The organism is Mesorhizobium sp. USDA 4775 (assembly GCF_054062655.1).
In genome coordinates this window covers 6,062,391-6,076,373 of the sequence record NZ_JBSSFM010000001.1, presented here as the reverse complement: position 1 = coordinate 6,076,373, position 13,983 = coordinate 6,062,391, and the positions used below count along the sequence as shown (strand labels likewise).

At 65.3% G+C, this 13,983-nt stretch carries 8 protein-coding genes; 7 read left to right on the top strand and 1 reads right to left on the bottom strand.

Features of this window, described 5'->3' with window-relative positions; all coding sequences use genetic code 11:
• The first annotated feature begins 51 nt into the window (after positions 1-51).
• The 3 genes from ACVILI_RS29830 (at position 52) to ACVILI_RS29820 (ending at position 4,917) form a co-directional block, all read left to right on the top strand.
• On the top strand, positions 52-1,248 hold the full coding sequence (locus ACVILI_RS29830) for a serine hydrolase domain-containing protein (RefSeq protein WP_064980710.1): 1,197 nt from the start codon (positions 52-54) through the stop codon (positions 1,246-1,248).
• Positions 1,249-1,282: 34 nt separating this feature from the next.
• Positions 1,283-2,464 carry a serine hydrolase domain-containing protein gene (locus ACVILI_RS29825; RefSeq protein ID WP_240564546.1) on the top strand — a complete coding sequence of 394 codons (1,182 nt, stop codon included), beginning with the start codon at positions 1,283-1,285 and terminating at the stop codon, positions 2,462-2,464.
• 128 nt (positions 2,465-2,592) lie between these two features.
• Positions 2,593-4,917, top strand: a complete 2,325-nt coding sequence (locus ACVILI_RS29820) for a Tex family protein (RefSeq protein WP_038653306.1) — start codon at positions 2,593-2,595, stop codon at positions 4,915-4,917.
• On the opposite strand, the gene ACVILI_RS29815 is transcribed toward ACVILI_RS29820, so the two are convergent.
• Entirely contained in the window at positions 4,918-5,829 is a 912-nt protein-coding gene (locus tag ACVILI_RS29815) for a LysR family transcriptional regulator (protein ID WP_240564547.1), read from the bottom strand.
• Between the two features lie 102 nt (positions 5,830-5,931).
• Here ACVILI_RS29815 and ACVILI_RS29810 point away from each other — a divergent pair, with 102 nt between their 5' ends.
• From ACVILI_RS29810 to ACVILI_RS29795, 4 genes are all read left to right on the top strand, one after another.
• On the top strand, positions 5,932-7,128 hold the full coding sequence (locus ACVILI_RS29810; protein WP_038649275.1) for an acyl-CoA dehydrogenase: 1,197 nt from the start codon (positions 5,932-5,934) through the stop codon (positions 7,126-7,128).
• A gap of 124 nt (positions 7,129-7,252) precedes the next feature.
• Positions 7,253-10,612: a transglutaminase family protein gene (locus ACVILI_RS29805; protein WP_038649272.1), complete on the top strand. Its 3,360-nt coding sequence runs from the start codon at positions 7,253-7,255 to the stop codon at positions 10,610-10,612.
• Between the two features lie 6 nt (positions 10,613-10,618).
• The gene (locus ACVILI_RS29800) at positions 10,619-13,030 is read left to right on the top strand and encodes a circularly permuted type 2 ATP-grasp protein (RefSeq protein ID WP_038649270.1); all 2,412 of its coding nucleotides are present in this window, start codon (positions 10,619-10,621) and stop codon (positions 13,028-13,030) included.
• 67 nt (positions 13,031-13,097) lie between these two features.
• Positions 13,098-13,982, top strand: coding sequence for a transglutaminase family protein (locus tag ACVILI_RS29795; protein ID WP_019860913.1), 885 nt, complete (start codon positions 13,098-13,100; stop codon positions 13,980-13,982).
• Position 13,983 lies beyond the last annotated feature (1 nt).

Here is a 13,983-nt window from a genome sequence, read left to right as displayed (position 1 = left end):
GACCCGGCGGCAAACACTGCCGGGTCTTTTCTTTTCCGGGAATGGCCTTTCATGGACTCCTATCGCAACAGCGATCCGCGGCCGCCGATCATGCAGGGCTCGCCGCCAGTCATGGTGCCGCCAAAGCTCGACTGGGACCGGCCGCCGTGGAACCGCTGGGCGTTCCAGCACATCAGGGAAATTCTGCCCACCGCCGAAGTCTGGCGCGGCAATGGCCATCGCCATCGGCTCGAACGCGCCGAGGTCGATCTCGACGGGCTGCCGGTCGAGGACAGCGAGGGCAGGCCCTCGACGCTCTCCGGGTTGCTGGACGAGACCTATACGGATGGTTTCCTCGTGCTCAAGCACGGCAGGATCGCCTATGAGCGCTATTTCAACGGCATGGACGTGCGCACGCTGCATCTGTCGCAGTCGATGGCCAAGTCCATCACCGGCTCGGTGTTCGGCATATTGGCCGGGCGAGGCCTGATCGATCCGGCCAGGCCGGTGACCGACTATTTGCCGGAACTCGGCGCCACAGGCTGGGCCGGCGCCAGCGTTCAGCATGTGCTCGACATGACGACGGGCGTGCGTTTTTCCGAAGAGTATGCCGACCGCTATTCCGATATCGGCCAGGTCGATGTCGCCACCGGCTGGAAGCCGGTGCCGCCGGGCAGCGATCCGGACTTCCGCTGGCCCTCGCATATGTTCGAGCTGATCCTGGGCTTGAGGGACACGGTCCGGCCGCACGGCGCGGCGTTCGAATACCGCTCGATCGAGACCGACGTGCTCGCCTTCATCATGGAGCGGGTGACGGGCAAGCGGCTGGCGCAGCTGGTGTCGGAGGAACTCTGGCAAAAGCTCGGCGCCGACGAAAGCGCCTGCTTCACCGTCGATAGCGCCGGCTATGCGCTGGCCGATGGCGGCTTCAACGCGACGCTGCGCGACTATGGCCGCTTCGGCCAGATGATCCTCGACAATGGCGGCGGCATCGTGCCGGCCGAATGGATCGAGGCGACACGCAATGGCAGGCATGGGCCTGATTTCTCCGCCAGCCTGCCGCAGGGCAGCTACCGCAACCAGTTCTGGATTGAGAATCCCGCCTCGCGCGCGCTGATGTGCCGGGGCGTGTTCGGGCAGATGATCCATATCGACTGGAACACGGGAATGGTCGTGGTGAAGCTTTCGACCTGGCCGGATTTCAGCAATCTCGCCTACTCCACGGCGACGCTGAAGGCCGTGCACGCCATCGCCGCCGCGCTGCTCTAGGCCCCCCACAAGAAACGACCTTAAAGGAAACGCCATGACCGGCAAGACCGCGTTCGAGATTCGCCACGGCTTCCGCCGCAACGAGGTGCTGCTTTCCAACTGGCGCGAAAGCCCGTTCAACCGATGGTCGTTCCAGAACCTTGGCGAACTGGTGCCGACGGCACGCGTGGCCGCGGCGTCGGCTGGTGCCGAGGCACAAGCGATGGATTTCGGTGGTTTGCTCGGCGAAAAGGTTTCGGTCGCCAGCGCGCCGGAGACGGTCGCCGAATTCCTCATACGCTCCAGCACCGACGCGCTGACGGTGATGAAAGGCGGCAAGGTGATCGGCGACTGGTTCGCGCCGCACATGGATTTCGGCGCCCGCCACATCATCTTCTCGATCAGCAAGTCGGTGACCGCGATTATAGCCGGCATATTGGAAGGCGAGGGGGCGTTCGATCCGGAAGCGCCGGTGACGACCTACATTCCCGAAGCCGCCGGCTCGGCCCATGGCGATGCGAGCACGCGCCATGTGCTCGACATGAGCGTCAGCCTTGATTTCGAAGAGGCGTATCTCGATCCGGAAAGCGCCTTTGCCCGCTATCGCCGCGCCACGCTATGGAACCCGGGTGGCGGCACGGAAAGCCTGCGCGAATTCATCCTGTCCTTGCAGCGACTTGCCGAGCCGCACGGCCAGACTTTTCGCTACCGCTCGCCCAATTCCGACCTGCTCGGCCTGCTGCTGGAGCGCGCGTCCGGCCAGCGCTTCAGCGACCTGATGCGCGAGAAGCTGTGGCTGCCGCTTGGCGCTGTCAGCGAGGCCTCGATCGGCGTCGACATGGAAGGCACGGCGCGCACCGCCGGCGGCATTTCGGTGACGCCGCGCGACCTGGCGCGCATCGGCGAGATGATGCGGCAAGGCGGCACCGCCAATGGCCGCCGCATCGTGCCGGAGGCCTGGGTGCGCGATACGGTCAGCACCGGCGGCAGTGCGGAGGCCTGGCAGCGTGGCACGATGGCTTTCCTGTTCCCCTACGGCCGCTATCGCAACAAATGGTACCAGACAGGCAAGCCGAGCGGTGCCTATTGCGGCATCGGCATTCATGGCCAATGGCTCTATGTCGATCCGAAGGCGGAGGTGGTCATCGCCAAGATGTCGTCGCAGCCGGTGCCGGTCGACGATCCGCTCGATGCCGAGATTGTAACGTTCTTCGAAGCGCTGACCCAACTGGTCTGACCCGTCGGGCGCGGCTTCGTTGCCGCATGCTTTCCTGTGGACCGCCCGCGACGGTTGAAAACGTCGCGGTTGGCGAGACAGGCGTCTGCGCCTATGGTCGCCGCTCTTTTGATGAGAGCAGGAACGACATGGCATCCGACATCAAGCGCATCGCAGCCATTATCGCGGCAGAGATCAAGGCGCGGCCCGAACAGGCGGCGGCGGCGATCGAATTGCTCGACGAGGGCGCGACGGTGCCGTTCGTGGCGCGCTACCGCAAGGAGGTGACCGGCGGGCTCGATGACACGCAGTTGCGCGACCTTGCCGAGCGGCTCGCCTATCTGCGCGAGCTCGACGCCCGCCGCGACACCATCCTCGGCTCGATCCGTGGGCAGGGCAAGCTGACCGAGGACCTGGAAACCAAGATCGCTGCCGCCGCCACCAAGGCGGAACTGGAAGACATCTATCTCCCCTACAAGCCGAAACGCCGCACCAAGGCCGAGATCGCCAGAGAGCGTGGGCTGGGGCCGCTGGCCGAGGCCATCCTTGCCAACCGTTCGCTCGTGCCTGCCGAGGTAGCGCTGGCCTATGTCACCGAGGAGGTGGCCGACGCGAAGGCAGCCCTTGAAGGCGCGCGCGACATCCTGTCGGAGCAGTTCGCCGAGAATGCCGATCTGGTCGGTAAACTGCGCACCTACATGAAGGACCGTGCCTTCATGCGCGCCCGGGTGGTCGACGGCAAGCAGGAGGCCGGCGCCAAATTCTCCGACTATTTCGACCATGTCGAGCGCTGGGCAAACGTGCCGAGCCATCGCGCGCTGGCCATGCTGCGCGGCCGCAACGAAGAGGTGCTGTCGCTCGACATCGAGGTCGATGCCGACGATGCGTCGCCGGTGAAACCGGTCGAACGGATGATCGCCAACGCCTATGCGATCGGCGCCAGCCTGCCCGGCGACCGCTGGCTGATGGAGGTCGCCGGCTGGACCTGGCGCATCAAGCTTTCGCTGCACCTGACGCTCGATCTGATGCGCGACCTGCGCGAGCGGGCCGAGGAAGAGGCGATCCATGTCTTCGCCCGCAATCTGAAGGATTTGCTGCTGGCCGCGCCGGCCGGATCGCGGCCGACGATGGGGCTCGATCCCGGCATCCGCACCGGCGTCAAGGTGGCCGTGGTCGACGGCACCGGCAAGCTGGTGGCGACGACGACGGTCTATCCCTTTCCGCCCAAGAACGATGTGCGCGGCACGCAGGCCGAACTCGCCAAGCTCATCCGCCTGCACAGGGTCGAGCTGATTTCGATCGGCAACGGCACCGGCAGCCGCGAGACGGAGAAGCTGGTGGCGGACATGCTCTCCGACATGCCTCCCGACGGCGGACCGAAGCCGCTCAAGGTGATCGTCAGCGAGGCAGGCGCCTCCGTCTATTCGGCGTCGGCGACGGCGGCGGCCGAATTCCCCGGCCTCGACGTGTCACTGCGCGGCGCGGTGTCGATTGCGCGCCGCCTGCAGGACCCGCTGGCCGAACTGGTCAAGATCGAACCCAAATCGATCGGCGTCGGCCAGTACCAGCACGATGTCGACCAGTACCGGCTCGGCCGCTCGCTGGAAGCGGTGGTCGAGGACGCGGTCAACGCGGTCGGCGTCGATCTCAACACCGCCTCGGCGCCGCTCTTGGCGCGGGTTTCGGGCCTTGGCGCATCGCTCGCCGACGCCATCGTCGCGCATCGCGATGCGACCGGCCCCTTCGACAGCCGCAAGGACCTTCTGAAGGTGCCGCGGCTGGGACCGCGCGCGTTCGAACAATCCGCCGGCTTCCTGCGCATCGCCAATGGCAGCGAGCCGCTCGATGCCTCATCGGTGCATCCGGAAGCCTATGGCGTGGCCAAGAAGATCGTCGCCGCCTGCGGCCGCGATGTGCGCTCGCTGATGGGCGACAGTGCCGCGCTCAAGGCGCTCGATCCGCGTGTCTTCGTCGACGAGCGTTTCGGCCTGCCGACGGTGCGCGACATTCTGGCCGAACTCGAAAAGCCCGGCCGCGACCCGCGCCCCGGCTTCAAGACGGCGACCTTCGCCGACGGCGTCGATGACATCAAGGACCTCAAACCCGGCATGCTGCTGGAAGGCACCGTGACCAATGTCGCCGCCTTCGGCGCCTTTGTCGATATCGGTGTCCATCAGGACGGGCTGGTGCATGTCTCGCAACTGGCCGACCGCTTCATCAAGGACGCGCATGAGGTGGTCAAGGCCGGCGATGTGGTCAAGGTGCGGGTGGTCGACGTCGACATCAAGCGCAAGCGCATCGCTCTCTCCATGCGCAAGGATGGCGGCGAGGGTGGTGCGTCGCGTGGTGGGCCGCGCGACAATGGCGGCGGCAGACCGCCGCCGCGCTCGCCAGCGCCGCAACGCCAGCCGGAACGGCCGGCCCAGCAAGGGGCCTTCGGCGCGGCTCTGGCCGATGCGCTGAAGCGGAAGTAGCTACCACGCCAGAACGGCCGGCTCCTTCTCAACCTGCTCCAGCAGCCAATCGCGAAAGCTGGCAACCGGAGGATGGTCGCGCTTGTCGTGCGGGACGACGAGGTAATAGGCGCTGCGGCTTTGCATAGGCTGGCCAGGCGCCGGCACCAACTGGCCGCGCTGCAATTCGCCCGCGATCAGAAGCAGCGGCAGCAGCGCCACCCCAAGCCCCGCCATGCACGCCTGGGCGGCGGTGCCGAATTGTTCGAACTGCATGCCTGGTCCGGCCGGCGCGCTCAGACCCTGATGCTCGAACCATTCGGTCCAGGCGCCGGGTCGCGTCGCCATATGCAACAGCGGCAGGCGGCCAATATCGGCCGGCGTGGCGATGGCGCGGCCGGCGAGGAATTCGGGCGAAGCCACCGGCGCGACGGTTTCACGCACCAGCAGTGTCGAATCGGCCTCCGGCCAGTCCGGCAGGCCGTAATGAATGGCAGCGTCCAGCCTTTCCCTGGCGAAGTCGAAGCGGCCGACGCGGGTGACGAAGTTGATGGTGATGTCGGGATTGCTCTCGACGAAATCGGGGATCATCGGCATCAGCCAGCGCGTGCCGAAGGTCGGCAAAATGGCAAGGTTCAGGATGCCACTATGCCGATTGCTCATCAATCCAAGGGCCGCGTCGCGCAATTGGCCAAGCGCCGAACGCACTGCTTCGGCGTAGATTTCCCCAGCCGTCGACAGCCGGACATTGCGGCTGTCGCGCTCGAACAGGCGGCGGCCGAACTGGTCTTCGAGCAACCTGATCTGCCGGCTGACCGCGCCCTGGGTCAGATCCAGCTCTTGAGCAGCGGCAGTAAAAGACCCAAGCCTGGCCACCGCCTCGAAGGCGGCGAGGGCACTGATATTGGGCAGGAGGCGGCGCTGGACACTCATGATCTATTCCTAACGCTCATTGATCCGTGAATCAATTTCGTTTGATTTTTTAAGGCTGCGGGCCGATAAGCCGGGCTTCACCCGTTTGAGGATCGACAAGCCATGGCCGCCGACAAGAATGCATTCGTCTGGGAAGACCCTTTCCTGATCGAGGACCAGCTTTCGGAAGAAGAGCGCATGGTGCGCGACGGCGCGGCGGCCTTCGCCGCCGACAAGCTCGCGCCGCGCATCGAGGATGCCTATCTCAATGAAAAGACGGATGCCGGCATCTTTCGCGAGATGGGCGAGGCCGGCTTGCTCGGCATTACCATCCCGGAAGAGTATGGCGGCCTCGGCGCCAATTATGTGACCTACGGGCTGGTCGCGCGGGAAGTCGAACGCGTCGATTCCGGCTACCGCTCGATGATGTCGGTGCAATCGTCGCTGGTAATGTATCCGATCCACGCCTATGGCTCGGAAGAGCAGCGCAAGAAGTACTTGCCCAAGCTTGCCAGCGGTGAGTGGATCGGCTGTTTCGGCCTGACCGAGCCGGATGCCGGCTCCGACCCGGGCGGCATGAAGACGCGCGCCGAGAAGACGGCGAACGGCTACAAGCTCAGCGGCTCGAAGATGTGGATTTCCAACGCGCCGATCGCAGACGTGTTCGTCGTCTGGGCGAAGTTGAAGGGCGAGAACGGCAAGGACGAGATCCGCGGCTTCGTGCTGGAAAAGGGCATGAAGGGGCTGTCGGCGCCGAAGATCGGCGGCAAGCTGTCGCTGCGCGCGTCGATCACCGGTGAAGTGGTGATGGAAGGCGTCGAGGTCGGCGAGGACGCGCTGCTGCCGAACGCCAAGGGCCTTGGCGGCCCGTTCGGCTGTCTCAACCGGGCTCGCTACGGCATCTCCTGGGGCTCGATGGGTGCGGCGGAAGATTGCTGGCACCGCGCCCGCCAATATGGTCTCGACCGCAAGCAGTTCGGCAAGCCGCTGGCCGGCACGCAGCTTTACCAGAAGAAGCTCGCCGACATGCAGACCGAGATCGCGCTGGGATTGCAGGCATCCTTGCGCGTCGGGCGGCTGCTCGATGCGGGCAAGATGGCGCCGGAAATGATCTCGATCGTCAAGCGCAACAATTGCGGCAAGGCGCTCGACATCGCCCGCCAGGCCCGCGACATGCATGGCGGCAACGGCATCCAGATCGGGTACCACGTCATGCGCCACGCGCAGAATTTGGAGACGGTCAACACCTATGAGGGCACGCATGACGTGCATGCCTTGATCCTGGGAAGGGCGCAGACGGGCATTCAGGCGTTCTTCTAAGTCATGCCTCAAGCTGGTTTCAGCTGCTTAATTTAGGTGCACCGCAACATCTGTGCTTGGAGAATGGCCAGCAGATGTGTCAGGGTTCGGCGAATTCGTTTGAAACGCCGATCTTCGGGGCCCCATGGCAATTCTGGCAGCCGTCTACCATCTGACCCATTACAAATACGACCGGCCGGTGGTTCTCGGGCCTCAGATCGTCAGGCTGCAGCCGGCGCCGCATTCCCGGACAAAGGTGTTGAGCCATTCGCTCAAGGTCGAGCCGGCGAACCATTTCGTCAATCTGCAGCAGGATCCCTACGGCAACTTCCTCGCCCGCTTCGTCTTCCCCGAGCCGGTGACGGAATTGAAGATCGAGGTCGATCTCGTCGCCGACATGACGGTCTACAATCCGTTCGATTTCTTCGTCGAGCCGTCGGCCGAGACGTTCCCGTTCGAATATCCGGAAGAGATCAGGGACGATCTCGCGATCTACCGGACGCCTGAGCCGGCAGGGCCGCTGCTTTCGGCTTTCCTGAGAACCATCGACACCAGCGCGAAAAACACCGTCAATTTCCTCGTCGACCTCAATGCGCGCCTGCAGCGCGAGATCGCCTATATCGTGCGCATGGAGACCGGCGTGTTCTCGCCGGAGGAAACGCTGGCCGCCGGCAAGGGCTCTTGCCGGGATTCGAGCTGGCTCTTGGTGCAGATCCTGCGCAATCTCGGCATCGCCGCGCGTTTCGTCTCCGGCTACCTGATCCAGCTGAAGCCCGATCTCATCGCGCTGGACGGTCCGGCCGGCACATCGGTCGATTTCACCGATCTGCATGCCTGGTGCGAGGTCTATCTTCCAGGTGCCGGCTGGATCGGCTTCGACCCGACCTCGGGTCTCCTCACTGGCGAAAGCCATGTGCCGCTTGCCGCAACCCCGCATTTCCGCAACGCGGCACCGATTTCCGGCATGGCGAGCTTTGCCAATGTCGAGTTCGGCTTCGACATGCGGGTCGACCGCATCGCCGAGCACCCGCGCATCACCAAGCCGTTCTCCGACGAAAGCTGGCAGGCGCTCGACGCGCTTGGCAACAAGGTCGATGCGGCACTTGGCGAAGGCGATGTGCGGCTGACGATGGGCGGCGAGCCGACCTTCGTGTCGATCGACGATTTCGAATCCGCCGAATGGAACACCGCCGCCGTCGGCCCGACCAAGCGCGAAAAGGCCGATGCGCTGATCCGAAGGCTGCGCGAACGTTTCGCGCCCGGCGGTTTCCTCCACTACGGCCAGGGCAAGTGGTATCCGGGCGAAAGCCTGCCGCGCTGGACCTTCTCGCTCTACTGGCGTGCCGATGGCCAGCCGGTGTGGAGCGATCCGTCGCTGATCGCGCGGGAGAAGAGTTCGGCGGATGTCGGCCCGAAACAGGCCGAAAGCCTGCTGACTGCGATTGCCGGCGAGCTCGGCATCGACAAGGCCATGGTCAGCGAGGCCTATGAGGATCCGGCCGAATGGCTGCTCAAGGAAGGCAAGCTGCCGGAAAATGTCGATCCGTCCAATTCGAAGCTCGAGGACCCGGAAGAGCGCAGCCGCATGGCAAGAGTGTTCGAGCGCGGGCTGACCAAACCGTCGGGCTATGTGCTGCCCGTGCAGCGCTGGAACAGCCAGGCGTCGGGACCGCGCTGGCGTTCGGAGAAATGGAAGACGCGGCGCGGCCGGCTGTTCCTGGTACCCGGTGATTCACCGGTCGGCTACCGCTTGCCCTTGGGCACACTGCCCTATGTGCCGCCGGCGCAATTCCCCTACATCGTGCCGGTCGACCCGTCGCTGCCGCGCGGCCCATTGCCGGCGCGCGAGGCGATCCTGCCCGCTGCGGCTCCGGCCGAACTGGAAGGCGCCGACGAGATGGCGCGCCGCCAGCAGGCGGCGTCGTTCACCGCCGCGACCGGCCAGCAGGACCGGGTCGAACAGGAGATCACCGAGATCGGCGGCGCGGTGCGCACCGCGCTCTCCGTCGAGCCGCGCGACGGAAGGCTGTGTGTGTTCATGCCACCAGTCGAGGCGCTGGAGGATTATCTCGAACTGGTCGCTGCCGCCGAGAACGCGGCGCGTGCCATCGGTCTTCCCGTGCATATCGAGGGCTATGGGCCGCCACATGATCCGCGTCTCAACGTCATCCGTGTGGCGCCCGACCCCGGCGTCATCGAGGTCAACATCCATCCGGCTTACAACTGGCAGGATTGCGTGGCGACGACCACGGCGATCTATGAGGAGGCGCGGCTGACGCGGCTTGGCGCCGACAAGTTCATGATCGATGGCCGCCACACCGGCACAGGCGGCGGCAACCATGTCGTGGTCGGCGGTGCGACGCCCAATGACAGCCCGTTCCTGCGCCGGCCTGATCTGTTGAAAAGCCTGGTGCTGCAATGGCAGCGGCATCCGTCGCTGTCCTATCTGTTCTCCGGCCTGTTCATCGGCCCGACCAGCCAGGCGCCGCGTTTCGACGAAGCGCGCCACGATTCGCTTTACGAACTCGAAATCGCCATGGCGCAGGTGCCGCATCCGAACCAGGGCGCGGCCCCCTTGCCATGGCTGGTCGACCGGCTGTTCCGCAATTTGCTGACCGACGTCACCGGCAATACCCACCGCTCGGAAATCTGCATCGACAAGCTGTTCTCGCCGGATGGCCCGACCGGCCGGCTGGGACTGGTCGAGTTCCGCGGCTTCGAGATGCCGCCCAATGCGCGCATGAGCCTCGCGCAGCAGCTTCTGGTTCGCGCCATTATCGCACGTGCGTGGAAAAACCCGCTCGACGGCCGCTTCGTACGCTGGGGCACTTCGCTGCACGACCGTTTCATGCTGCCGCATCATGTCTGGGCTGACTTCCTCGATGTGCTCGACGACCTCAAGCTCAACGGCTTCGAGTTCCGTCCCGAATGGTTCGATGCGCAGCTCGAATTCCGGTTCCCGTTCTGCGGCGAGGTCCAGCATGCCGGCATCAAGCTCGAGCTGCGGCAGGCGCTGGAGCCATGGCATGTCATGGGCGAACAGGGCGCGATCGGCGGCACCGTGCGCTTCGTCGATTCCTCGGTCGAGCGGCTGCAGGTCAAGACCGAAGGCCTCAACCCGGAACGCCATGCCATCGTCTGCAACGGCCGTATCGTGCCGATGAAGGTGACCGATAACCGCGAAGTCGCGGTCGCCGGCGTGCGCTTCAAAGCCTGGCAGCCGGCTTCGGGGCTGCATCCGGCGCTGCCGGTCAACACGCCGCTGGTGTTCGACATCTATGACCGCTGGTCGGGAAGGGCGATCGGCGGCTGCGTCTACCATGTCGCGCATCCCGGCGGCCGCAATTACGACACCTTCCCGGTCAACGGCAACGAGGCGGAGGCGCGGCGGCTCGCCCGCTTCGAACCGCGCGGCCATACACCATCGGCCTATGTGCTGCGCGAGGAACAACCGGCGGAAGATTTCCCGATGACCCTTGACCTCAGGCGACCGGCAAGACTCTGATCAGCGATGGCAAAGGGGAATCACAAGAGGATACGCGGCAAGCCGCAGATCCATAGCCTGCTGGAGCACTACCAGCCCATCGACGGCGTCGTCGACGAGATGGTCGACGCCGCAGGCAATCCCCGTCCGGTCTGGAAGCATTTCATCGAGGCGCTCGACGATCTCGGTGCCGAGAAGCTCGGCCAGCGTTTCGCCCGTGCCGACCAGTATCTGCGCGATGCCGGCGTCTATTACCGCGTCTACGACAAGGCCGGCGCCAATGAGCGCGAATGGCCGCTGGCGCATGTGCCGCTGCTTATCGAGGACAGCGAATGGGCCGCGATCAGCGCCGGTCTCGTGCAGCGCGCCGAGTTGTTCGAGGAAACCATCGCCGATATCTATGGACGCAACCGGCTGATCGAAAAAGGCATCCTGCCGGCGGGATTGATCGCGGCCAGCCCCGAATATTTGCGGCCTGTCGTGGGTACCACGCCGGCCGGCGGCCATTACCTGCATTTCTGCGCCTTCGAACTCGGCCGTGGGCCTGACGGCCAGTGGTGGGTGCTGGGCGACCGTACGCAGGCGCCGTCGGGCGCCGGCTTTGCCCTGGAGAACCGCGTCGCCACGACGCGCGCGCTGTCCGATATCTATGGCGAGATGCATGTGCATCGCCTGGCCGGCTTCTTCCGCCGTTTCCGCGATGCGCTGATCGGCATGGCCAGGGAAAGCGAAGGCCGCGTCGCCATATTGACGCCGGGGCCGCTCAACGAAACCTACTACGAACACGCCTATATCGCCCGCTATCTCGGCATCATGCTGCTCGAAGGCGAGGACCTGACCGTCTCCGGCGGGAGGCTGATGGTGCGCACCGTTTCCGGCCTGATGCCGATCAGCGTGTTGTGGCGACGCCTCGATGCCGCCTTCGCCGATCCGCTCGAATTGCGGTCGGATTCGCAGATCGGCACGCCGGGGCTGGTGGAAGCCATCCGCCGGGGCGCGGTTGCGACCGTCAATGCGCTCGGCTCAGGGCTGATGGAAACACGGGCGCTGCTCGCCTTCCTGCCCAAGATCGCGCGCGAATTGCGTGGCGAGGAGCTGCTCTTGCCGAGCGTCGCGACATGGTGGTGCGGGCAGGCGACCGAACGCGCCCATGTGCTTGCCAATATCGACCGCATGGTGGTCGGCCCGGCGCTGTCGACGAGACTCGCCTTCGAGGATGATGGCCAGACCACGCTCGGCTCGACGCTGTCGGCCGGGGAGCGGGCCGAGCTGGTGGCGCGCATCGAACGCGATGGCGGCGCCTTTGTCGGCCAGGAAGCGGTGACGCTGTCGACGACACCGGTCTTTGTCGGCGGCTGGCTGGAGCCGCGGCCGGCGAGCCTGCGCGTTTATCTGGCGCGCACGCCCGAGGGCTGGACGGTCATGCCAGGCGGGTTCGCCCGCGTCGGGCTGTCGCTCGATCCGACGGCGATCGCCATGCAGCGCGGCGGCCAGGCGGCCGACGTCTGGGTGGTCAGCGACAGGGCCGTCGAGCGCGAGACGCTGCTGCCGCAAGAGGGCGACAGCTTCACGCGCACCAGGCCGGGCAGCCTGCCCAGCCGCGCTGCGGAAAACCTCACCTGGCTCGGCCGCTATATCGAGCGTTCGGAAGACACGGTGCGCATCCTGCGCGCCTATCACGTGCGGCTGGCCGAGACCTCCGATCCAGACATGCCGTTGCTGGCCGACATCAGGGACTATCTCGAACCGTTCGGCATCGACGTCGAGACGGCGATCCCGTCAGGGCTGATCGGCACGCTCGACAGCGCCGTCTATAGCGCGGGCCAGATCCGCGACCGGTTTTCCCCCGACGGCTGGCTGGCGCTCAAGGACCTGTCGAAGACCATCCACCAGTTCGCGACGACGGTGGCGCCGGGCGATGACGCGACGCGGGCCATGACGGTGATCCTGCGCAAGCTCGCCGGTTTCTCCGGCCTGCTGCATGAGAACATGTACCGCTTCGCCGGTTGGCGGTTCCTTGAGATCGGCCGGCGGCTGGAACGCGGCATCCAGATCGCCCGCACGCTGTCCCGGCTGACCAGCCCCAAGGCGCCGGACGGCGCGCTCGACATGATGCTGGAGATCGGCGACAGCGTCATGACCCATCGCCGGCAATATCCGGTGCAGGCCGGCCGGCGCACGGTGATCGATCTTCTGGCGCTCGACCCGCTCAATCCCCGCTCGATCCTGTTCCAGTTGGAAAGGCTGAAGGCCGAGATCGGCCTGTTGCCGTCGGTCGGCGGCGAGGGGCACATGTCGCCGGCGGCGAAGGAGATCCTGCAGCTCAACACGGCCATAGCCATCAAGGAGCCTTCGGACATGACGGCAAAGGCGCTGGACGAACTCGCCTATGAAATCGGCGGTCTCTACAACAGCCTCGCCAAAGCCTATTTCGGCTAAGCAGGTTCCGCAAAAGTGTCTCACGGTTTTGCGGCAAGAACCTGCGGCAAAACAAGAAAAGTAGTCCATGCTTTACGACATCAGGCTTCACCTCCATTACGACTATGCAGCGGCGGCGGGCGGCGGTCGCCACCAGATCCGCGTGCTGCCATCGACGATATCGGGCGTGCAGCGCGTCATTGCCGCTTCCCTGTCTTTTGCCCCGGCGCCCAATGAACGGTCGGATTTCTCGGATTTCTTCGGCAACAACGTCACTTCGATTGCCTTTCGCGACGCGCATGACGCGCTCGACATCAGGATGAGTGCACGCGTTTCGGTGTCGCGGCCGGAGCCGGGGCTCGACGTGTCGCCCGATATCGGGCGGCTGCGGCAGGAACTGGCCGCGGTGCGGTCGCTGGCGTCTGACTCGCCGCACCATTTTCTGGCGGGAAGCGCTCACTCCGGCATCGATGCGGCGATCACTTCCTATGCGCAGGACAGCGTCGGCACCTCGGCCGCCGGCACGGCAATGGATCTGTGCAACCGCATCCATCGGGATTTCACCTATGACGGCGAGGCGACCACGGTGCGGACCCGCGCCAGCGATGCCTTCAGGCTGAAGCGCGGCGTCTGCCAGGATTTTTCGCACATCATGATCGCGGGCTTGCGCGGCCTCGGCATTCCGGCCGGTTATGTCAGCGGCTTCCTGCGCACCATCCCGCCCAAGGGCAAGCCGCGGCTGGAAGGCGCCGACGCCATGCATGCCTGGGTCAAGGTCTGGTGCGGGCGTGACGCCGGCTGGCAGGAGTTCGACCCGACCAACGGCATGCGGGCCAGCAACGACCATATCACCGTCGGCTACGGCCGCGACTATTCCGACGTCGCGCCGATCGTCGGCGTGCTGAAGACCACTGGCGGACAGGTCGGCGAGCAGGCCGTCGACGTTATTCCGGTTGCGCTCGAGAAGGTATGAA